Source organism: Streptomyces mangrovisoli (assembly GCF_000974985.2).
GTDB lineage: Bacteria > Actinomycetota > Actinomycetes > Streptomycetales > Streptomycetaceae > Streptomyces > Streptomyces mangrovisoli.
Genome location: NZ_LAVA02000090.1, coordinates 39,586 through 60,162, shown reverse-complemented (window position 1 = coordinate 60,162; position 20,577 = coordinate 39,586). Strand labels below are relative to the sequence as shown.

18 protein-coding genes and 1 pseudogene are annotated in these 20,577 nt (G+C 70.5%); 11 read left to right on the top strand and 8 right to left on the bottom strand.

Translation table 11 applies throughout. The annotated features are described in order from the left end of the window. Positions 1–134 precede the first annotated feature (134 nt). Both WN71_RS31280 and WN71_RS31275 read left to right on the top strand, forming a co-directional pair. Positions 135–1,625: an APC family permease gene (locus tag WN71_RS31280; protein WP_046583882.1), complete on the top strand. Its 1,491-nt coding sequence runs from the start codon at positions 135–137 to the stop codon at positions 1,623–1,625. Continuing rightward, on the top strand, positions 1,625–2,725 hold the full coding sequence (locus WN71_RS31275) for an alcohol dehydrogenase catalytic domain-containing protein (protein WP_046583883.1): 1,101 nt from the start codon (positions 1,625–1,627) through the stop codon (positions 2,723–2,725). Before WN71_RS31280 ends, WN71_RS31275 begins: the two co-directional genes overlap by 1 nt. Positions 2,726–2,867: 142 nt before the next feature. Here the strand turns inward: WN71_RS31275 and WN71_RS31270 are convergent, their stop codons facing one another. Then, the gene (locus tag WN71_RS31270; protein ID WP_420856545.1) at positions 2,868–4,043 is read right to left on the bottom strand and encodes an acyl-CoA dehydrogenase family protein; all 1,176 of its coding nucleotides are present in this window, start codon (positions 4,041–4,043) and stop codon (positions 2,868–2,870) included. Positions 4,044–4,184: 141 nt separating this feature from the next. On the opposite strand from WN71_RS31270, the gene WN71_RS31265 reads away from it, so the two are divergent. Then, entirely contained in the window at positions 4,185–5,384 is a 1,200-nt protein-coding gene (locus WN71_RS31265; RefSeq protein ID WP_046583884.1) for a CaiB/BaiF CoA transferase family protein, read from the top strand. A 63-nt stretch (positions 5,385–5,447) separates the two neighbouring features. After that, positions 5,448–6,113 carry a GntR family transcriptional regulator gene (locus WN71_RS31260; RefSeq protein WP_046583885.1) on the top strand — a complete coding sequence of 222 codons (666 nt, stop codon included), beginning with the start codon at positions 5,448–5,450 and terminating at the stop codon, positions 6,111–6,113. 101 nt (positions 6,114–6,214) lie between these two features. Here WN71_RS31260 and WN71_RS31255 read toward each other — a convergent pair whose 3' ends face one another. Continuing rightward, a complete protein-coding gene (locus tag WN71_RS31255; protein ID WP_046583946.1) occupies positions 6,215–7,933 on the bottom strand; it encodes an acyl-CoA dehydrogenase family protein in 1,719 nt (572 codons plus the stop codon). 572 nt (positions 7,934–8,505) lie between these two features. Then, complete coding sequence (locus tag WN71_RS31250) at positions 8,506–9,792, bottom strand: glycoside hydrolase family 6 protein (protein ID WP_046583886.1); 1,287 nt, start codon at positions 9,790–9,792, stop codon at positions 8,506–8,508. A 526-nt stretch (positions 9,793–10,318) separates the two neighbouring features. On the opposite strand from WN71_RS31250, the gene WN71_RS31245 reads away from it, so the two are divergent. Continuing rightward, on the top strand, positions 10,319–11,047 hold the full coding sequence (locus WN71_RS31245; RefSeq protein ID WP_046583947.1) for a glycoside hydrolase family 16 protein: 729 nt from the start codon (positions 10,319–10,321) through the stop codon (positions 11,045–11,047). A gap of 197 nt (positions 11,048–11,244) precedes the next feature. Here the strand turns inward: WN71_RS31245 and WN71_RS31240 are convergent, their stop codons facing one another. After that, the gene (locus tag WN71_RS31240) at positions 11,245–12,258 is read right to left on the bottom strand and encodes a LacI family DNA-binding transcriptional regulator (protein ID WP_046583887.1); all 1,014 of its coding nucleotides are present in this window, start codon (positions 12,256–12,258) and stop codon (positions 11,245–11,247) included. 181 nt (positions 12,259–12,439) lie between these two features. Between WN71_RS31240 and WN71_RS31235 the strand changes: the two genes are divergently transcribed. From WN71_RS31235 to WN71_RS31220, 3 genes are all read left to right on the top strand, one after another. After that, positions 12,440–13,087: a class I SAM-dependent methyltransferase gene (locus tag WN71_RS31235; protein WP_046583888.1), complete on the top strand. Its 648-nt coding sequence runs from the start codon at positions 12,440–12,442 to the stop codon at positions 13,085–13,087. Positions 13,088–13,624: 537 nt separating this feature from the next. Next, positions 13,625–14,104 carry a hypothetical protein gene (locus WN71_RS31225; protein WP_052742941.1) on the top strand — a complete coding sequence of 160 codons (480 nt, stop codon included), beginning with the start codon at positions 13,625–13,627 and terminating at the stop codon, positions 14,102–14,104. A 126-nt stretch (positions 14,105–14,230) separates the two neighbouring features. Then, positions 14,231–14,695, top strand: coding sequence for a hypothetical protein (locus WN71_RS31220; RefSeq protein ID WP_052742942.1), 465 nt, complete (start codon positions 14,231–14,233; stop codon positions 14,693–14,695). A gap of 159 nt (positions 14,696–14,854) precedes the next feature. Here WN71_RS31220 and WN71_RS31215 read toward each other — a convergent pair whose 3' ends face one another. Beyond that, on the bottom strand, positions 14,855–15,595 hold the full coding sequence (locus WN71_RS31215; RefSeq protein WP_046583890.1) for a dienelactone hydrolase family protein: 741 nt from the start codon (positions 15,593–15,595) through the stop codon (positions 14,855–14,857). Between the two features lie 313 nt (positions 15,596–15,908). Here WN71_RS31215 and WN71_RS31210 point away from each other — a divergent pair, with 313 nt between their 5' ends. Further along, positions 15,909–16,328: a hypothetical protein gene (locus tag WN71_RS31210; RefSeq protein WP_046583891.1), complete on the top strand. Its 420-nt coding sequence runs from the start codon at positions 15,909–15,911 to the stop codon at positions 16,326–16,328. Positions 16,329–16,454: 126 nt separating this feature from the next. Here WN71_RS31210 and WN71_RS31205 read toward each other — a convergent pair whose 3' ends face one another. The 3 genes and pseudogenes from WN71_RS31205 to WN71_RS42990 form a co-directional block, all read right to left on the bottom strand. Beyond that, a complete protein-coding gene (locus WN71_RS31205; protein WP_063777680.1) occupies positions 16,455–17,354 on the bottom strand; it encodes a papain-like cysteine protease family protein in 900 nt (299 codons plus the stop codon). A gap of 22 nt (positions 17,355–17,376) precedes the next feature. Further along, entirely contained in the window at positions 17,377–17,691 is a 315-nt protein-coding gene (locus tag WN71_RS31200) for a hypothetical protein (RefSeq protein WP_046583892.1), read from the bottom strand. Positions 17,692–17,867: 176 nt separating this feature from the next. After that, positions 17,868–17,996, bottom strand: a pseudogene (locus tag WN71_RS42990) (bifunctional 5,10-methylene-tetrahydrofolate dehydrogenase/5,10-methylene-tetrahydrofolate cyclohydrolase); the annotation flags it as partial. Between the two features lie 76 nt (positions 17,997–18,072). On the opposite strand from WN71_RS42990, the gene WN71_RS31195 reads away from it, so the two are divergent. Further along, complete coding sequence (locus WN71_RS31195; protein ID WP_046583893.1) at positions 18,073–18,888, top strand: hypothetical protein; 816 nt, start codon at positions 18,073–18,075, stop codon at positions 18,886–18,888. A 408-nt stretch (positions 18,889–19,296) separates the two neighbouring features. Beyond that, positions 19,297–20,463 carry a lactonase family protein gene (locus WN71_RS31190; RefSeq protein ID WP_046583894.1) on the top strand — a complete coding sequence of 389 codons (1,167 nt, stop codon included), beginning with the start codon at positions 19,297–19,299 and terminating at the stop codon, positions 20,461–20,463. Positions 20,464–20,577: the final 114 nt, after the last annotated feature.

Sequence of the window (20,577 nt, the reverse complement as noted above, 5' to 3'; positions counted from 1 at the left end):
TGCGACCAATAACGCCCCGGTCCCGGCCCTCGCCGAGCCGGCGGACCGCAGACCCTGTCGTCGAATGCCCGGATCCCCCCGCAGCCGCCTCGGCCGGCGGCGGATTCGGCCCGCACCTTTGTCAGGAGACCCCCGTGGACGCAGAAGTCCGCACCGACGCCGGTGACCTCGCCGAATACGGCTACAAGCAAGAGCTGCGACGCAGTCTCTCCGCGTGGTCCGTCTTCGCCATCGGCTTCGCCACCATCTCGCCCGTGGTCGGCATCTACGCCGTCGTCCAGCTCGGGTTCATGTTCTCCGGGGCCTCATGGATCTGGGCGGTCGTGGCGGCCTTCGTCGGGCAGCTGCTGGTGGCCTGCGTCTACGCCGAGCTGTCGTCCCAGTTCCCCGTCACGGGCGGGGTCTACCAGTGGGTGCGCCGGCTCGCGGGCCCGCGGCAGGGCTGGCTGGTGGGTTGGCTCTACCTCGCCTCGGCCGTCGCCTCCCTGACCACGGTGGCCTATCTGGGCGCCGCCTGGCTGTACCTGCTCTTCAGCGACGCCGCGATGTCGCCCACCGCCCACGTCCTGCTCGGCGTCGTCTTCGTCGCCGTGGCGCTCGGCATCAACCTGCTCGGCGTCAACCCGGTCAAGCGCTTCCTGGACGCGGGCATCATCGCCGAGGGCGTCGCCTCCATCGCCGTCAGCCTCGTGCTGCTGGTCTTCGCGCGCCACAACGGCTTCGGCCTTCTCTTCCACACACTGGGCGCGAGCACGGCCTCCGGCGGCTCCGCCACGGCCGGGTTCCTGACCTGTCTCGCCGTGGCGGGCTGGGCCTTCCTCGGGTTCGACGCCACCACGCAGGTGGCCGAGGAGACCGAGCAGCCCCGGCGCAGCGTGCCCAGGGCCCTGATACGCGCCTACCTGTTCGTCGCCTTCACCGTCCTGCTCACCGGAATGGCCGTGACCCTGGCCCTCGCCCACCCGGACCAGGCGGTCTCCGGGAAGATCGCCGACCCCGTCTTCACCGCCGTGACCAGCGGACTCGGCGACTGGGCCGAGAAGCCGTTCATCCTCGTGGTGCTGGTGGCCTTCTTCGCCTGCGCGATCTCGATCCAGACGTACATCGGGCGGGCCGTGTACGCCTTCGCCCGGGACCGGCAGCTGCCGTTCTCTCCGACCCTCGCCACCGTCGGCCCCCGCCAGATCCCCTGGGTCTCGCTGGTCGTGACGGCCGTGCTCGCGGCGCTCGGACTGCTGCTCGGCCTGAACGGCAACGCCGCGGCGACCCTGATCTCCTTCGGCTCCGGCGGGTTCTACTTCATCTTCCTCTACGTCGCCGTCGTGGCCCTCGTCGCCCGGCTGACCGGCCGCTGGCAGCCGTCCGCGGGTGAGCTGAACCTGGGCCGGACGGGTCTGGTCGTCAATGTCCTGGCCGTGCTCTGGCTGATGTTCGAGTCCGTCAACGTGGCATGGCCCCGCACCGAACTCGCGCCCGTCGGCGGCAGCTGGATCCAGGTCTGGGCCGTGGTCCTCGTCTTCTCCGCGCTGTTCGTGATCGGCCTCGGCTACGTCGTGGTCGCCAAGCCCCACACCAAGCTCGCCCCGGCCGCGGCTCCGGCCGCCGAGACGATGGAGACGGTCTGATGTCGTCCAAGCTTGCTCCCGCGATCGTCTTCGACCCCGCCACCGGCCTCTCCGAGCGGGAGGTCGCGCTCCGGCCGGCCGGGCCCGGCGAGGTGGAGATCGACGTGCGCGCGGCCGGGGTGTGCCACTCCGACCTGCACATCCTCACCGGTGACTGGCCCAGCGACCGACCCCTCGTCCTGGGGCACGAGGCGGCCGGTGTGGTCACCTCCGTCGGACCCGGCGTCACCACCGTCCGGCCCGGCGACCACGTCGTGCTCTCCTGGTTCGCGCCGTGCCGCCGCTGCCGCAAGTGCGTGGCCGGCCAGGCGTGGCTGTGCACCGGCACGGCCGCCGTGGCCAACACCCTGCCCGACGGCACCACCCCCTTCACCGACGCCGACGGCAAGGAGGTGTGGCCCTACCTGGGACTGGGCGCGTTCACCGAGCGCCTGGTCGTCCCGGAGTCCGCCGTGGTGAAGGTACCGGCAGAACTCCCCTTCGAGGTCGGGGCCTTGCTCGGCTGCTCCATCACCACCGGCGTCGGCGCGGTCGTCAACACCGCGCGGGTGCGCCCCGGCGAGTCCGCGGTCGTCATCGGCACTGGAGGGGTGGGGCTGTCCGTGGTGATGGGACTGAGCCTGGTGGGTGCCGATCCGATCGTCGCCGTGGACCTCTCGCCCGAACGCCTCGCCGTCGCCCGGCGGTTCGGGGCCACCCACACCCTCGACGGCGCCTCCACCGACGTCGCGCGCTGGTGCCGGGACGAACTGGGCGGCGCCGACTACGCCTTCGAGGCCATTGGCAGCCCCAAGGTGATCGAGACGCTGCCCGCCATGCTCACCTCGGGTGGCGCCGCGGTACTGGTCGGCATGGCCCCCACCGGGGCCACCGGCGCCTTCGACCTGTTCGACCTTGCCGACCAGGGCAAGCGGGTCCTCGGCTGCAACTACGGCTCCAGCGTGGGCGAGATCGACATACCCAAGCTGGCCCGCCTGTACCTGTCGGGCCGTCTGCCGATGGACGACCTGATCGGCACGGTCCGGCCGCTCGGCGAGGCCGCCGCGGCCTTCGACGACCTGAAGTCCAACAGCGGGGTGCGCACGATCCTGCGCGCCTGATCAGGCCCGCCGGTCCCGGCGCCCGGTCCGCGCGGGGGACGGCGCGGGCCGGCGCGGGCCGGGCCGGCTTGCGCCGGCAGACCGAACGCGCACGCCGGGGCGGCTCGAGAAGCCGCCCCGGCGTTGTCTCCGCCGTACGGGATCAGCGGAAGGCGGCGATCCCGGTCACCGCGCCGCCGATGACCAGGGAGTGGACCTCGCTCGTGCCCTCGTAGGTGAGGACCGACTCCAGGTTGTTGGCGTGGCGCAGCACCGGGTACTCCAGGGTGATGCCGTTGGCGCCGAGGATGGTGCGGCACTCGCGGGCGATGCGCAGGGCCTCGCGGACGTTGTTCAGCTTGCCGGTGCTGACCCGCTCCGGCGTGATGAGCCCCTGGTCCTTCAGACGCCCCAGGTGCAGGGCGAGCAGCATGCCCTTGCCGAGTTCCAGCGTCATGTCGGCCAGCTTCTGCTGGGTGAGCTGGAAGCCGGCCAGCGGGCGGCCGAAGACCTCGCGGTCGGCGGCGTAGGAGAGTGCGCTCTCCAGGCAGTCGCGTGCGGCGCCGAGCGCGCCGAAGACGATGCCGAAACGGGCCTCGTTCAGGCAGCCGAGCGGGCCGGACAGGCCGCGGGCCTCGGGCAGCATCGCCGACGCGGGCAGCCGGACGTTCTCCAGCACCAGTTCGCTGGTCACCGACGCGCGCAGGGAGAGCTTGCGCTTGATCTCGTTGCGGGTGAACCCGGGCGTGCCGGACGGGACGAGGAAGCCCCGCACGCCGTCGTCGGTGCGGGCCCAGACGACCGCGACGTCGGACACCGAGCCGTTGGTGATCCACATCTTCGTGCCGTCGAGGATCCAGTCGGAGCCGTCCCGCCGGGCCCGGGTCCGCATGGCGCCCGGGTCGGAGCCGGCGTCCGGCTCGGTCAGCCCGAAGCACCCGATGAGCTCGCCGGCGGCCATGCCGGGCAGCCACTGCTGCTTCTGCTCCTCGGAGCCGTACTTCCAGATCGCGTACATCGCCAGCGAACCCTGGACGGAGACCAGGCTGCGCAGGCCGGAGTCGACCGCCTCCAGTTCCAGGCAGGCGAGGCCGTAGGCGACGGCGCTCGTGCCCGCGCAGCCGTAGCCCTCCAGGTGCATGCCGAGGACGCCGAGTTCGCCGAGGGAGCGGGCGAGTTCGCGGGCGGGGATGGTGCCTTCCTCGAACCACTCGGCGACGTGCGGGCGCAGGTCGCGGTCGCCCATGGCGCGGACGGTGGCGCGGATGTCGCGCTCCTCCTCGCTGAGCAGGGTGTCGATCGCGAACAGGTCCAAGGGGTGCGCGGGTTGGGCGGACACGATCTCTCCTGACGTGCTGACAACGCTGAAGGGTGGGTCTAGCATGTGCCTGGATCTCGGATTTTGGATCCAATCCAGGATCCGATCTGGATCGTAGCGCCGCGTCCGCTGCCTGCCAAGGCGCGCAAGGAAGGAACCGGTATGCCCACCCACCCCACGCCCCCGGCCGGCGCCCTGTCCGGCGTCGTGGTCGCCGACTTCGGCCGGGTGCTGGCGGCGCCGTACCTGACCATGCTGATGGCCGACCTGGGCGCCGAGGTCGTGAAGATCGAGCGCCCCGGGACCGGCGACGACACCCGCGCCTGGGGGCCGCCGCACGCCGACGGCGAGGCCACCTACTTCCTGGGCGTCAACCGCAACAAACGCTCCGTCGCGCTCGACCTCACCGACGCGGACGACCGGCGCGCCGCCTGGGAGATCGCCGCCGGGGCCGATGTCGTCGTCGAGAACTTCCGGCCCGGCACCATGGAACGCCTCGGCCTCGGCTACGACGACCTCAGCGCCGTCAACCCCGGCCTGGTGTACTGCTCGGTGACCGGGTTCGGCACCGACGGCGGAGCGACTCTGCCCGGCTACGACCTGCTGGTCCAGGCCATGGGCGGCCTGATGAGCGTCACCGGCGAGCCCGACGGCCCCGGCACCAAGGCCGGGGTCGCCCTGGTCGACGTCATCACCGGCCTGCACGCGGGAATGGGGGTGCTCGCCGCACTGCGCCACCGCGACCGCACCGGGCAGGGCCAGCGCGTCGAGGTCTCCCTGCTCGGCTCGCTGCTCTCCGCGCTCAGCAACCAGGCATCCGCCTACGTCGCCGGAGGAGTCGTCCCCAGGGCCATGGGCAACCGCCACCCCTCCATCGCGCCGTACGAGGTCGTGGAGGCCGCCGACCGGCCGCTCGCCCTCGCGGTCGGCAACGACAAGCAGTTCGCGGCGCTCTGCCGCGAACTCGGCGCCCCGGGCCTTGCCACCGACCCCCGCTTCGCGACCAACCCCGCACGCGTGGCCCACCGCGACGAACTCCTCGCCGCACTCGAGGAACCGCTGCGCGGGCGCACGGCCGACGCCTGGTTCGAGACGCTGACCGCGGTCGGCGTGCCCTGCGGCCCGATCAACGACCTCGCCGCGGCCTTCGACCTCGCCGACCGCCTCGGCCTCGACCCGCGCGTCGGCATCGCCGACCCACGGCGCGACCGGCCCGCGCGGCAGGTCGCCAACCCCATCCGCCTGACCGCCACCCCGGCCGCCTACCGCAGCGCCCCGCCCCGGCTCGGCGAACACACCGACGAGGTCCTTGCCGAACTGCGGCGCCCGGCCCCCGAGGGCGGCCCGCGGACGGCACCCTAGGATGAGGCAGCCCGCCCGCACCGGCCCACCCACCCCCTTCCCGCACCGTTGGAGAGACCTGCCATGACCGGCCCCACCCCGCGGCGGCGCCCGCCGACCACGCAGCAGTTCGTGCTGGGGGAGCTGCGAGCGGCCATCACGAGCGGGGAACTCAAGCCGGGCGCACCCGTACGGCAGGACTCCCTGGCCGAACGCCTGGGCGTCAGCCGCCTGCCGCTGCGCGAGGCGCTCAAGACCCTGGAGGCCGAGGGCCTGGTGCGGCACGAGGCGCACCGGGGCTACTTCGTGGCCGAGCTGTCCCTGGCGGACCTGCGGGAGGTTTACCGGCTGCGGGAGATCCTGGAGGCCGAAGCCGTACGGCAGGCGTCGGCCCGGCTCGACGACGCGGCGCTCGCCGAACTGGACGACGCCCAGCTCCGCGTCGAGAGCGCCGCGGCGGCCGAGGACGTGGCCGCCATGACGGCGGCCAACCGCCGCTTCCACTTCGCCCTTTACGAACTGTCCGACATGCCCCGCCTGGTCCGCCTCATCGCCACTCTGTGGGACGCCACCGACGCCTACCGCGCCCTCTACTACGCCGACACGGCCCGCCGCGAGCACGTACTGACCGAACACCGGGCAATTCTGCGGGCGTTGCGGGCGGGGCGGAGCGACGACGCGGTACGCCTCCTCGACGAGCACCGGGGCCACGCGGTCGACGTGCTGGAGCACATCCTCGGGCAGGACTGAAGCGACGGCGACCTCGGCGCCTGCGCTTGACGAGCCCCGCCCCGCCCCACCGTCCGGACCGTGGCGCCGCCACCCTGTGCACGGCGCCACCGGCCGACCGGCTACTGCGCCATCTCGTAGGCCCCCGACAGCGCTTCGACCCGCTGCCAGACCCGCTCCGAGCGTCCTTCGTCCACGACGGGGCGCCGGATCGCGCCGAGCGCCCAGCGCTGCTGCTCGTCGGTGGCCGAGTCCTTGCCGTGCAGTTCGACGCAGTGCGCGGAGAAGTCACGGACCAGGACCGAGAACAGCTCGTCGAGCACGGACGCGTCCAGGTCCGTCAGGCGCGCCTGTTCCAGGATCAGCTGTCCGTGCACCACGAGCGCGAACAACTGCCCCACGGACAGCAGGAAGTCGAGGTCCCGGCTCTGCTCCTCGTCGGGGGCGACGGAGGCGACGAACTCGCACAGTGCGTCGGCCTGTTCGCGGAAGCGGGCGACGTTCGGGAGCTCCGCGAAGGCGTCGTAGGCCGGACGCCAGTCGTGGAAGCGCACGGAACCCAGGCCGCGGGCCGGCCCCTGCCGGAAGAGGAAGTCGTCGTCGGCCGCGTCGAGTCGGGTGGGCACGGCGGGCGCGTCGATCGGGTCCAGCAGGTGGTTGCGCAGGAACTTGAGGATCAGCGCGAGGTTGACGTGGACCGTGCCCTCCAGCTTGGGCAGGCCCCGGATCTCCACGGCCGCCTGCGAGAAGTAGTTGTCCTTCTCGAAGCCCTTGGCGGCGATCACGTCCCACATGAGGTCGATGACCTTCTCGCCCTCGGTGGTCACCTTCATCTTCGTCATCGGGTTGAAGAGGAGGTAGCGGCGATCCTCCGGACCGGCCGAACGGAAGTAGTCGACGGCGCGGTCGCTGAACAGCTTCATGCCGACGAGACGCACGTACGCCTCGGCCAACTCCCGGCGCACGTGCGGGAAGGCGGTGACGGGACGGCCGTAGAGGATGCGGTTGCTCGCGTGGGTGACGGCCTCGTACATCGCGTGCTCGCAGATGCCGATCGAGGCGGTGCACAGGTTGAACTTGCCGACGTTGACGGTGTTGAGCGCCGCGTCGAAGGCGGCGCGGCCGGTGTGCAGGACGTCCTCGGCGGCGACCGGGTAGTCCTCCAGACGGAACTCGCTGACGAACTTGGAGGAGTCGACGACGTTCTTCACCAGGTGGTACGCCGGGTGGCGGCTGTCGGCCGCGAAGAAGACGTAGCCGTCCGGGCCGTCGACGTCGGTGCGGCGGCCGAAGACGGAGACGAGGCCGGCGGCGTTGCCGTTGCCGATGTAGTACTTGGAGCCGCTGGCCCGGAATCCGCCGTCGGCGACCGGTTCGAGGAGCATGTCCGTGGAGTAGATGTCGGCGCCGTGGGTCTTCTCCGACAGGCCGAAGGCGAAGACCTCGCCCTGGTTCAGGAGGTCGGCGGCCCGCGTGCGCGCCGTGGCGTTGTCGCTCTGCCAGACCGGGCCGAGACCGAGGATGGTCACCTGCCAGGCGTACCAGTAGTCGAGGCCGTAGAACCCGAGGATCTCGTTGAGGGCGGCGATCCGGGCGGTGTCCCAGCGCTGGTGCTCGTCGCCCGCGGCGGAGGCGGGGGTGAGGAAGGTGGCGAACAGCCGCTCCTTGGCGGCGAAGGCGAGGAAGTCGCCGAGCCAGGCACGGGTGCGGTAGTCCTCGATGATGCGGCGCTTGCCGCGGTCCTCGAACCAGTCGACGGTGGCGCGCAGGAGCCTGCGCGTCTCGGCGTCGAAGTGCGCCGGGTCGTAGGTGCGCGGGTTGAACAGCAAGGGGTCGCTCATGAGGGTCTGGGCCTTCCGAGGGTGGGAGGGTCGATCGGTGCCGTACGGCAACGGAGAGTGGAGGATGGTGACGCAGGCCGACGACACCGGCGGACGGTCCGGCACGAAGGCCGGGTGGGCCTCGATGGCGACCGGCGACCGGCGACCGGCGACCGGTGACCGGCGACCGGTGACCGGCGACCGGTGTGCGGCGTCGTCAGGCCCGGGTGAGCCGCGCACGTCCGGGACGGTGCGCACGTCCGGGCCGGTGAGCACGCGGTCGTCCCGCCCGCGTCGCACAACGCGGACGTGCCGGGGCGTGGCGGTGCACGGGCCGGAAGCGTTCGAACCGCCGGACCGGCTCATGGCAGGAACCCGGCCTTTCCAGCGGGGAGTCGGGGGTCGCGTGATCGAGCGCCATGCCGCCCAGCTTTCTATGCAACGAGTTGCATAGACAAGACCGCTCGCTCCGGTGAGACACGGCTCACCCGGGGGGTGGGTGCGGACCCGCGCGGTCGGCCGCCGCCCGGTCGAGGTGGCGCGCTCGACCGGCACTGACGAGCGAGGACGGCCGCGCGGGTCCGGGGGCGGTGTCAGTGCGGGAAGTTGAAGGTCAGGGGCGGGTTGGCGTTGCGGGCGAGGGTGTGGGCGAAGTCCGGCCACCAGGCACCGGCGGGTGGGTCCTCGACGCCGCCGTACTCGGGGTCGCCGGGCCCGGCCGTGCCGCGATGGCAGGTGCCGTCGGACTCGCCGATGATCTTCACGTAGAGGTAGGCGTCGGCCAAGGGGGCGCGGGTGTCGGCCGTGGGGCGGTCGCCGACCCCGCGGCCGGGAGCGTTGCACCAGTGTTCGTCGTCGGTGTACTTGCCCGGTGGGGCGGTCCATGCGCCGCGCCCGTTGCGGCTGGTGTCCAGGACGTAGTGGGTGAGCTCGTCGGCGGGTGGCGAGCCCACGGTGCTGTCGTACCAGGCGTCCGTCCAGTGCCAGGTCGAGGTGTCGTCGAAGGTGACGGCGTCGCCCGGGAGGCCGTCGTTGGGGGCCGCCGAGGAGTAGTACTGACTGGCGCACGGGGTGGTCCGTCCGCCGGAGTCGGGTGACTTCGTGGCGTACCAGACGCACTTGGAGATCCACGTCGCGTAGCGGTTGAGCTGGTCGGTGGGCTGGTAGTTGGAGACGTTGAGGGCGAAGCCCTGGGCCTGTCCGAGGCCGGCGTCGATCAGCCGCCCGGCGATCTCGCCGACGGGCTGCCAGTTGCTCGTGCCCGCGTCCAGATAGACGGAGGTCGCGGGCTGGGCTTCCAGGGCGGTGACCGCGGATCTCACGTCGGCGATGCGTGCGGTGGTGAGCGAGCCCGTGGGGTCGGTGTCGGGGCCGCAGTCGCGGGGGAGCAGGGCGAGGGAATCGGGTTCCACGACGACGACGGCCTTGCTCGCGCCGATGGCGTCGGCGACCGCGTTCACCCAGGCGTGGTAGGCGGCCGAGTCGGCCGCGCCGCCGGCCGAGTAGGAACTGCAGTCGCGGCCGGGGACGTTGTACAGGACCAGCACCGGCACGGAGTGGGCGGCTCGCGCGGAACGCATCAGGCCCCGGACCTTGGTGGCCACTTGGCCGGGGGTTCCGTCGGTCAGCCAGATCGCCTCCGGCCAGGTCGCGAGCTCGGCCATGGTCCGGGCGTCGGTCAGGTCACCGGACTTCAGGTCGGTGAGGGCCTGTTGGGCGGCCTTGCTGTGCGGATCGACGTAGAAGCGGGTGTCGCTGTCCAGTGCGCGGCCGGGTGTCGGATGCGTCGTGGCCTGGGCGCTGGTGGACAGGCCCGTCACCATGACAGCCGCCGCGCAGGCCGCGAGGGCCAGTCGGCGGAGCGGTCTGTCGATGAGCATGGGGCGGAGTCTCCTTGTCGGCGAGGGTGTGGGGGCGGTTCTCGGCGAGTGCGCGCACGGCACCGCGGGTCGCGCGGTCGTCCGTTGAGGCATCAAGTTGGGAGCGCTTCCAGTTTCGAGCGATGATTGAGCGGCCGCGTGCCGGTGTCAAGAGTCGCGGCGCCGATGCGTACAACGGATGGACGGACCGCCGTTCCCGCGGACGGTTCGAGGTCGGCCGATCGATCGGTGATCAGGTCCGGACCGGTCGCTCTTCAGGTGTGGAAACCCCTGATCAATCATCATGTCGCTTATCCCAAACCCGACTTGCGTCGGACGGGCAAGGTGAAAGGGCCGCCTCTCTCCTGTTCGACATGTGAAGTCAAAACCATTGACAGCGTGTTACGGCGCTGTCATGTTCACCGTCGAAGGCGCGGCTGTCGGCCCGTATCGCGCTGACGGCCGCGCCGCATCTGCTGGAGAAGAAGCGCCCCCTGTTGTTGGAAGCGCTTCCAAAAACCCCCACGGCCGAGCAATGGAGCTCACCATGCCAGCTGCTGTCTTCAAGTCGATCAGGAGCGCGGTCACGCTGTTGGCGGCGTGCCTGCTGCTTCCCCTCACCGCCCATCCGGCACACGCCAGTTCCTGGGGCAGCCCCCAGGTCGTCAACTCGTGGAACACCATCAACGGGAGGTGGACCGCCAACAACGAGCTGGAGACGTACACGCCGAACTGCGTCTGGTACGACGGCGGCACACTGATGATCAAGACCTACAAGGCCGCCGACGGCACGTACTACTCGGGCCGCGTGGAGTCGAAGGCGCTCTACGGCTACGGCACCTACAGCTTCACCGCGAACATGCCCAGCGGCCAGGGCCTGCTCCCGGCGGTGTGGGCGGCCTACCTGAACCCGTGGCTGCCCGAGTTCGACGCCGCCGAGATCATCGGCCAGAACCCGAACACCGTGTACCAGACCCTCCACGACCAGAACAACGCGCAGACCCAGTACACGAAGAACAACTCCTCCGGCTGGACGAACGCGTTCCACACGTATTCGTTCACGTGGTGGCCCGACCACGTCGACTTCGCCGTGGACGGCACCATCACGGGCTCGAAGCCCTACACCACCCCGGCCGGCACGGGGATGCACTTCATCGTCGACACGGCGGTGGGAGGCGACTGGCCGGGCAGTCCGAACGCCTCGACCTGGGCGACGGCGGACGGCGCCCGCTACCTGAAGGTCTCCTCGATCACGTACACGCCGTACTACCCGTGACGTGACGTGACGTGACGTGACGTGACGCGGCGGCCGTCCTCCGGGGGCGGCCGCCGCTCGGGCGGGGCCGCGTCCTTCGAGGCGGCCGCCCTTCGTGCGCGCCGGAATGCCGCGATTCCGGGCGGGCGGGCCGGTAGCCCGTGCGGCTCGGTGCCGGCGCTGTGAAAGCGGCCCGGCGGCCCGGCGGCCCGCACCGGTCAGGCGCTGGAGCGCACCACCAGATGGGAGGGCAGAAGCAGCGGACTCGGGTCGCCGCCTTCGATGACGCCGACCACCATGCGGGCCATCTCCCGGCCCAGGTCCCGGATCGGCTGGTGCACCGTCGTCAGCGCCGGGTCGGTGATCCGCGCCACCGGCAGATCGTCGAAACCCACGACCGCGACATCGTGCGGAACGGAGCGGCCGGCCTCACGCAGGGCCCGCAGCGCCCCCGCGGCCATGTTGTCGTTGGCCGCGAACACGCCGTCGATGTCAGGACGTTGGGCCAGCAGCCGGGTCATGGCGGCAGCCCCGCTGGGCTCGTTGAAGTCCCCGACCTCGAAGGCTTGCGGGATCCGCCCGGCGAGCAGCAGCGCTTCCCGGTACCCCTGGTGACGGGCACGCCCCACCTCCGTGTCCAGCGGGCCGCAGATGGTGACGATGTTCCTGCGCCCGCCCGCGAGGAGATGTTCGGTCGCGTGGCGCGCGCCCGCGACGTTGTCGATGTCGACGTACCAGCGTGGGTCCGCGCCGCCCGGCCGGCCGCCGAAGACGACCGGCAGCGCCGTCTCCGTCGCCATGTGCGCCAAGGGGTCGTCGCCGTGGAGCGCCATCATCATCACGCCGTCCACGCCGCGCGACCGCAGCAGGTCCCCGACCCGCTTGCGGGACCGGTCGGACGCGGCCAGGCACAGCATGAGATGAAGCTCGGCCTCCTCCAGGACGCTGGAGACACCGGCGATGACCTGCCCGAAGAAGGGATCGGCGAGCACCGAGGGGTCGTGCTGCGAGATGACCAGAGCCGCCGCCCCCGCCTGCCGGGTGGCCAGCGCCCGCGCCTTCGGGTTCGGCACGTAGCCCAGGTCCCGGACGGCCCGCTCGACCGCCTCCCGTTTCGCGCGGCTGACGTGAGGCGCGTTGTTGAGCACCCGAGACGCCACCGACCGGGAGACCCCGGCGTGCGCGGCCACCTCGTCGAGCGTCGGCCGGCCCGACGGCGGGACCTGTCTCATCACGTGCTCCTTCATGTCACCCGTGCCACCGCGTTCTTGGAAGCCCTCCCATTTTGTCTGCTTCTCGTCCGCTCGGGCGCGGGTATGTGCAGGAGAGCACGGGAACCAGGGTCTGTCACGGCTGTCAGCGGTGCGTCACGCGGCGCGGCTGGGCCCCGACGGAACCGTATGCTGCCCAGGCATGAAGGGACTTGGCAGCCAGATCGCCTACTGGGACGGTGTCGGCGCGACGAAGACGTTCACTCATCCGTTGAGCCTCGACCGGCTGGCCGGGGTGAGCGCGGACGCCCGGATCCTGGACTACGGCTGTGGATACGGCCGACTCATGGCGGAGTTGAGCGATCACGGCTTCTCCGACCTGTCCGGCGTGGACCTGTCCCCGACGCTGGTCGAGCGGGGCCGCCGGCTGAGGCCCGACCTGAGCTTCGCCGTCCTGGAATCTCCTCCTGACCTGATGTACGCGTCTGCGAGCTTCGACGTCGTCCTGCTGTTCGCCGTGCTGACCTGCGTCCCCGAGGAAGCCGCCCAGCGGGCGCTGATCGCCGAGCTCGGTCGTGTCCTGGTGCCCGGCGGACTGCTCTACGTCAGTGACCTGCTCCTGCAGGACGACGAACGCAACCGCGGCCGCTACGCCGCGCATGCCCGGCAGTTCGGCGCGCCCTACGGTGTCTTCGCCACGGACGACGGTGCGGTGTGCCGCCACCATGACATCGCAGAGCTGCGCGGGCTGCTGTCGGACTTCGACACGGTGGACGAGCGGCGGATCGAGGTGGCCACGATGAACGGCCACCGGTCCCGGGCGGTGCAGCTGCTGGCCCGCAAGGCATGACCATCACCCGGGTTCATGGGTGAGCACCGTACGGCTCCGCCCCGGACGGACCCCGCGCCGGTTCGGATGACGACAGGGTGACGCCGGGCTGACGTGACATCCGTAGCGTCGTGCGCGGAACGTACGAAGCGAACGGAGTGCGAGACACCTCCCTCGGCCACCCGGCCCCTGACGCACACAGGAGGAGGAACGCCATGGGTGCGTCGACATTCGATGAATCCGTCGGTGGCGCGGAGGCGTGGTCGGCGGCTGAGGGTGGCGGAAAGATACTGTCGTCGGCCGTCGCGAAGTCGCGCTGGCGGGTCAGCTGCGAAACCCGCTCGGACTGGATGGAGAACACGGCTGCCCTGGCGGCGACGAAGCGCAGCTGCACCATCGACCCGGAACCCGGGAGATGGATATCCGGCGAGGAGGAATAAGGACGGAGAACGGATCTCATCCGCGGATCGCCAGAGAATAGAGAGTGCGCTACGGGGAGCGTACATTGCGAACGGATACAGGCGTGGGCGACTTCGCACATACAACAAGATTCTCCTGGTGGCGGCGTTCGTGCTCATAGCCCTCACGGTGCTGCTCGGGGTCATGAACGCACACTGGAGGACCGATCTGGCGTGCGGGCACCTGTCCGGCAACACGGTCTGCCCGCTGGGCGGGGAGCCGAACCCCAGCGACATCCTGATCATCGAACTCGTCGGCGCGGCCGGGGCCACGGTGTCGGCCGTGTACTCACTGGCCCGGCAGCAGCGGGTCGAGAACCCGTACATGGTTCTGATCGGTCAGGCGATATTGAAGGTCTCGCTCGGCGGCATAACGGCTCTCCTCGGACTCCTCCTCCTGTTCGCCACCCCGGGATTCGAGGCGAACACGTCGTGGCAGATACTCGCCTACGCGGCCGTGTTCGGATATTCGCAACAGCTGTTCACGCGGCTCATCGACTCCAAGGGTGATGAAGTGCAGAAGGCGGCGTCTCCGAACGGCCAAGAGGAAGAGGCCGAGATGTCGGACCATGAACACTGAGTCCTTTCTCGACCGGCCCCACGCGGTCGGGCGCGTTCGCGACGGATACCGGCACGAAACCAAGGAAAACGTCCGACAAAGCACCCCGACAAGCCTCGCCACATCCGCGGGGTGGAGGAAATCCTCATGTCTCGGATCATGTACGACGCGGTCACGCCGTCGAATATCCCGGCCACCGCCACCATGGTCGCCGGCTACGCCGACGGAAAGTACGCCAACATCCCGCAGCTGAAAGCTCGTTTCCCGCACGCCACCGTCGTTTCCATCGCGGTGCACCACACCACCGCGGCGCAGGTACTGGACGTCGAGCCGGGCTGTTCGAGCGCGCGGGAAGCGGTTCTCTGGTGCACGCAGACCATGGCCCACACGTCCAACAAAGAGCTGACGGTCTACTGCAACACGTCCACCTGGCCCACCGTACGCGCCGCCTTCCGGGCCGCCCGGGTCACCGAGCCGAACTACTGGGTCGCCCAGTACGACAACAAGCCGCACATCCCGGACTCCGCGGTGGCCAAGCAGTACGCCAGCAACAAGAAGTTCGACACATCGGTCGTCTCCGGCCACTGGCCCGGCATCGACGCGGCTCACTGAGAACGCGATCCGTTCCGGACTTCGGGCGGCACGGGCCCCCGCCGAGAGTTCAGCAGGGGCCCGCGAGGCAGAGCGCTGTGACAGGTCAGGATCTGTTCTGCACGGTCGGCCTCCCGGCTGCCGTCAGCCACCCCTTGCCGCCGGGCGGACGGCCCCGCCTCACTTCAGATGCCGGGTGAAGAACTGGGCGGCAGTGTCCCCCGCGAACTGTGGCACACCGGTGTGCCCGCCCATATTGGCGTGCAGGGACTTCTCCTTGGACCCGAAGGCGTCGAACAGGTCCAGCGCCGCCTGGCGGTCGTTGCCCTCGTCGTCCCACTGCAACAGGACATGCAGCGGAACGGTGACCTGCCGGGCCTCCTCGAACATCGCGCGAGGCACCAGACTCCCGGCGAACAGGCCGGCGGCCGCGATGCGCTGCTCGACCACCGCCAGCCGGATACCGATGGAGATGATTCCCCCCGAGTACCCGACCGGCCCGCCGATCTCGGGCAGCGCGAGGAGAGCGTCCAATGCGGCCTGCCATTCCGGGACCGCCTTGTCGACCAGCGGGAGGACGAGGGCGTCGACGATCTCGTCGCTGACCGGTTCGCCGGCCTCCATCGCCCGGCGCAGCTCTGCGCGGGCCTGATCGATGGCCGGCCAACGGGGCCGGTCGCCGCTTCCCGGGAGTTCGATCGTGGCCGTGGCGAAGCCGTCCGCCGCGGAGCGCCGGGCCCGGTCCACCAGTCGGGGGTGCATCCTTCGCAGGCCGAGGGGAGGGTGGCCGAGAAGGATCAGCGGCACCGGTGCCGACGCGGAAGCCGATGCGGGTGTCCACAGGATGCCGGGGATCTCACCGAGGGTGAATTCGCGTTCGAGGAGGCCGTCGTCGAGGCTCTGCTCGGAAGTGAAATGCATGGTCGTGCCTTTCGGGAGTGCACAGGGATGGCGCTCCCGGACGACCTGTCTATCGCCCGACCGTGGCCCCGGAGGGGAGCACCCATGTCGTTACTGCGTTCACGGGTACCACCTCCTTGATCTCTCGCACGGCCTCCGGGAATGTATCAGCGGCCTTCCTCGCCCGGCAAACGGGTTTTTGCGCAGATCCCCTGGCCGGACAGATCAGGAAGGTCGGCGCCCCCTGCCTCGTAACAAGGTCGCCGGGCCTGGTGGGGGGGAGGGGACGGTCAGGTCGCGCCCCGAAAGTGGATCTTGTGCATAGAGTGTGGACATGTCACTGAGTCGCATAGTCCTCTTGTCCGGTCGTTCGATCCGGCTCACCGAGCTGCGGATGTCCTCGACCTACGGGGGGATGCTGGAGGGCTACCCCTGCAAGCGCATCAACGACCTGAAGATCGGCTGGTTCCAGCGGTGGGCCGAGAGCGCGTTCCCCTCTACGCCGGTCCATTTCGTCGAGCCGTCGCGCGAGTGCCCGGACGAGCCCGCCGGTGCCTTCGGCCCCGTTGAGGTGCTGCCTTCCGTGGCCTGCGTGGGCCTCTTCGACTCCGCGCCGCTCGACCCGTCGATGGACGCTTCCACCCTCGTCGTGGCGTGGTTCCAGTCGGCACCGCAGGTACCGGCGGGCGAAGACGCTGATCCCGGCCTGCGCGGCATCGACTGGGACGGACTGGCCCAGGACTGCGAGTTCTAGCCATGACACGAACCGAGAGCCACTTTCGGCATACGGCAAAGGCGGACACCGGCCCCGACTTACTGGCCACGTGACGTCGTCCCCGAAGCCCGGTGAAGCGCCCTCGGGGGCGGGCGGAATCGCCTGCTACCTCTTGGTGAACGCGTAGCCGTCCAGGACCGCGCCGCCGAAGTAGGTCAGCGGGAAGGCCCCGAACTCGACGAGGGACTGGCCGTTGACGGGATCGAGGATCAGCAGTCCCTCACCCTGGACCCCGGCGATGACGACGACGTGTGAACCCCCTGAGTTCCAGGTGATGTCGGCGGCGACCGGGCGGCCGGCGTTGATCTCGGTGGCGAGTTGGGAGAGAGACAAGCTGGCGGCCTGATAACTGGCGTGGTTTCCGACAGTCTTGAGGGCGTCTGTCACGCCGCCGGACTTGAGGTAGCGCCGGTCGACTCCGAGGCGGGGATCGTCGAGGACGTACAGGGCAGTGTTGTTGTAGGGGTTCGCGTAGCGGTTGGCGAGCGCGGGGTTGGCGTTGAGGGCCGCCTGGGACGGGCAGGCCCCGGTGTTGGCGGGGAACCCGTTGATCCTGTGCCCGATGTCGGTCATGACCTGGCACTGGGTCCAGGTGCTCGCCGGGTTGTAGAAGTGGGTGATGCTGGTGGCCGCGGCGATCCAGCACCATTCGTCGCTCTCCTGGTACTGCATCCGCATACCGAGGTTGTGGCTGACGTCGGGCACATAGGTCTGCGTCTCGCGGGGCTTGCCATCCAGGACCGTGATGTCGGTGACGATGTTCAGGGGCGTGTCCCAGCCGACGTCCACGACGAAGGTGACGCCGTGGTTCGGGTCGTAGGGTGGCCCGTGCGGAGCGATGTTCTCCACGGCGATGGACGCGGCGCCGATGAAGCGCACCTTCTGCGGCGTGTACTCGGAGACGGTGACGATCACCACCGAGTCGTGGTCGATGGCACCCCAGTTGTAGTTCAGGGTGACCCGGCCCTTGAAAGCGCCCCAGTACTTCCTGATGGTCTGTGGCATCGGTGGCATCCCCGTCCCGGTGCTAGAAGTCCACCTCGACCGGCGGGCTGTCGAGAACGGTGATGTCGGTGACGATGGTCAGCGGCGCACCCCAGGCGACGTTCACCACGAAGGTGACGCCGTGGTTCGGGTCGTAGGGTGGCCCGTGCGGGGCGATGTTCTCCACCGTGATGGACGCGGCGCCGATGAACCGGTGTTCAGCGCTCGGCGGCGTACTCACGAGGTACTCCGACGCGGTCACGATCACCACGGAGTCGTGGTTGATGGCGGCCCAGTTGAAGTTCAGCGTCACGCGGCCCTGGAACGGCCCCCAGTACTTCCGAATGGTCTGCGGCATCGTCCGGTGTCCCCGTTCCGAAGGTCCGCGAGCGGTGACGCTCGCCGTGCCACGCCTCATTCTGGGACACGGCGTGCCGCCCTGTCCTCGAACTGGCACAAGTCGCTCACGAATACGCAATGTGGACCGGCTTGTGTGAGTGAATCCGTGGACAGGGCCTCATGCCATGAGGGGGCGACGTCGCCGACATTGCCGGGGTTGCATCCGGCGTCGATCACGGCGGCACCCGGCTTGACGTCCTCGCCGCGAACGAGCCGAGGCCGTCCTACGCCCGCCACCACCCCGTCCGCTGTCCGCACGGTTGCCCTGACATGGCATGATCACGGCGCATCGGAGTCCGGCGCCTCCTGGCGGGGGAGCGGGAAACAGGGGGAGTGCAGCATGACCGACGTGCCCGGAATCGCCGTCTTCGAGGACCGCTGCGAACAGCTGTTCCTGGCCGGAGGGCATGCCGCGGTGCGTCGGGCCGCGCAGGAAGGGCTGGACGCGGTCGGCCCCCAGGCCGACCTGTTCTGCTGGTTGGCGCTGGGGCACATGGTCGAGGACGAGGACGACCACGACGACCGGGCCGAGGAGGCCTTCCGCCGTGGTCTCGCCCTCGACGGCGACCACCGGGGACTCCTCGCCGGTTACGCCGAGCTGTGTCGGCGCGCGGACGCCTTCGAGTACCCCGGCCGTGCCGCCCGGGCCGACGGGCTGGTACGGCGGGTCGAGGAACTCGCGGTGCAGAGCGCCGACGCCGAGCGCTGGGCACGGCCCGGCTACTGGGACGACCTCCAGATGGAGGCCGCCGCCCGAGTGGTCGCCGGGCGGGACACGCTGTCCCAGGCCTGGGACCTCGCCGAGGACCTGCGGCGCACGGGTGACGACGGGGTGCCGGTCGACGGCGCCGACGGTTCCCCCGACCGCGCGGCCGTCGTGCGTGCCACGAGGCTGGAGGCGCTGTCCGGCCCCTGGAACGCGCCCGTGCGTCTGGTGGGCCGGTACCGCACGGTGGTGTGGAGCGTGAGCATCCTGCTCAGCCTGTTCACCAACACGCTGCTGCGGCAGTCCGGTGCGGTGCAGTCCTTCAGCCTGTGGGGCTATCTGTGGCTGCTGCCGGTGGTGATCGTCGACCGTCGCTTCGCCGCGGTCCGCAAGGACGCCGACGCCCGCTACGTCGCCCGTCTGGAAGCGGCGCTCGGGGAAGACTCCTGAGCAGCCGAAGCGGGTGGGCGGGCGGCCGCGACCGGGTCCGCCGCACGCCGGGTCCGAGCGCGGCCACGCGCCCCTCCTGACTGCCGGCGGTGACCTCGGGTCCGAGGTCTGAACCACGGGGTGTCGCGGAGATTCGCGCCGCTGGATGCGGCCGTGCCCGTGCGCGGCCGTATGGATGGGATTGCCTGGCGGACCGTGCATGTCGCGGCAGCGTTCGTCTTCGGTGCGTCATTGTCGGGTGTTGCGAGCCGGTGTGAGGGCCGCCCGGCGACGTGCACGAATTCCCTTCGTCCGTCGCGGTGTTCGGCGGCGGCCCGGGCCGAGCGTCGGCCCATCCCTGCGGCCTGCGCCCGCGCCACCCGGATCTTCGCTGCCCGCATCCGCGCTACCCGCACCAGGAGCAACACCATGACCGTCCGCAGGTCCCGTCTCGCAACCGTCGCCGTCACCGCCGTCACCGCCGCCGCCGCGGCGGCCGCCTTGTTCGCCGCTCCGGGAGCGAGCGCGTCCGCCCGCCCCGGCCCGCACGGCACGACGCATCCGCGGGGAGGGGCGGTGTTCGTGCAGAGCGACAACACCACCGCGAACACCGTCGTCGCCTACCATCGCGCTCCCGACGGCACGCTCAGCCGACGCGGCGTGTTCCCGACGGGGGGACGCGGCGGCGTGCTGGACGGCTCAGTGGTGGACCATCTGGCATCCCAAGGGTCGCTCGCCTACGACCGCGAGGCCGGCCTCCTCTACGCGGTCAACGCCGGAAGCGACACCCTCACCGTCTTCGCGGTGCACGGCGACCGTCTCGAGCGCCTCCAGATCGTTCCCACCGGCGGTGACTTCCCGGTCAGCGTCACCTTCCACGGCAACCGGGTCTGGGTGCTCAACGCCCTCGACGGCGGCTCCATCCAGGGCTTCGTGCGCACCGGCCACCGACTGAGGGGCATCGACTCCTGGCACCGCGGACTCGGTCTGGACCCCGCGGCCACCCCGCAGTTCACCCACACCCCCGGACAGATCTCCTTCACACCCGACGGCTCGAACCTCGTCGTCACCACGAAGGCCGGTGCCAACAGCATCGACGTCTTCCGGCTGAACCGCCGCGGCACGCCCGCCGTCCGGCCCGTGGTCACCACCGTGCCCGGCGCCGTGCCGTTCGGCTTCGCCTTCGACCCCGAGGGCCGCCTCCAGGTCACCGAGGCGGGTCCCAACGCCGTGGAGACCTTCGTCCTCCACCGCGACGGCACCCTCACCTCGCTCGGCCAGGTCCTCACCGGTCAGGCCGCCACCTGCTGGATCGTCGCCACCGACCACAAGCTCTACGCCTCCAACGCGGGCAGCGCCACCCTGTCCGGCTACCGCGTGCGCCGCGACGGCACCCTGGCCGCCCTCGGCAACACCGCCACCGACCCCGGCACGGTCGACGCCGCCGTCTCCTCCGACGGCCGCAACCTGTACGTGCAGACCGGCGCGCAGGGCCACGTGAACGAGTTCCGGGTCAACCGCGACGGCTCCCTCACCCGCATCGGATCGGTCACCGTGCCCGGAGCCGTCGGCGGCGAAGGCATCGCCGCCGACTGACCCCGGCACCGCCGCCGTCTGACCTCGGCTGACTCCGGCAACCGCCGCGCGCCACCCCATCCGCTGCACACCGAACACCCCACCCCGCCTCGCACACCGGGGCGGGGTGGCTTC

Coding starts and splice junctions, on each gene's coding strand:
- WN71_RS31275 (WP_046583883.1), top strand. CDS start 1,625: ATGTCGTCCAAGCTTGCTCCCGCGATCGTCTTCGACCCCGCCACCGGC.
- WN71_RS31265 (WP_046583884.1), top strand. CDS start 4,185: ATGCCCACCCACCCCACGCCCCCGGCCGGCGCCCTGTCCGGCGTCGTG.
- WN71_RS31260 (WP_046583885.1), top strand. CDS start 5,448: ATGACCGGCCCCACCCCGCGGCGGCGCCCGCCGACCACGCAGCAGTTC.
- WN71_RS31255 (WP_046583946.1), bottom strand. CDS start 7,933: ATGAGCGACCCCTTGCTGTTCAACCCGCGCACCTACGACCCGGCGCAC.
- WN71_RS31250 (WP_046583886.1), bottom strand. CDS start 9,792: ATGCTCATCGACAGACCGCTCCGCCGACTGGCCCTCGCGGCCTGCGCG.
- WN71_RS31245 (WP_046583947.1), top strand. CDS start 10,319: ATGCCAGCTGCTGTCTTCAAGTCGATCAGGAGCGCGGTCACGCTGTTG.
- WN71_RS31240 (WP_046583887.1), bottom strand. CDS start 12,258: ATGAGACAGGTCCCGCCGTCGGGCCGGCCGACGCTCGACGAGGTGGCC.
- WN71_RS31235 (WP_046583888.1), top strand. CDS start 12,440: ATGAAGGGACTTGGCAGCCAGATCGCCTACTGGGACGGTGTCGGCGCG.
- WN71_RS31220 (WP_052742942.1), top strand. CDS start 14,231: ATGTCTCGGATCATGTACGACGCGGTCACGCCGTCGAATATCCCGGCC.
- WN71_RS31215 (WP_046583890.1), bottom strand. CDS start 15,595: ATGCATTTCACTTCCGAGCAGAGCCTCGACGACGGCCTCCTCGAACGC.
- WN71_RS31210 (WP_046583891.1), top strand. CDS start 15,909: ATGTCACTGAGTCGCATAGTCCTCTTGTCCGGTCGTTCGATCCGGCTC.
- WN71_RS31205 (WP_063777680.1), bottom strand. CDS start 17,354: ATGCCACAGACCATCAGGAAGTACTGGGGCGCTTTCAAGGGCCGGGTC.
- WN71_RS31200 (WP_046583892.1), bottom strand. CDS start 17,691: ATGCCGCAGACCATTCGGAAGTACTGGGGGCCGTTCCAGGGCCGCGTG.
- WN71_RS31195 (WP_046583893.1), top strand. CDS start 18,073: ATGACCGACGTGCCCGGAATCGCCGTCTTCGAGGACCGCTGCGAACAG.
- WN71_RS31190 (WP_046583894.1), top strand. CDS start 19,297: ATGACCGTCCGCAGGTCCCGTCTCGCAACCGTCGCCGTCACCGCCGTC.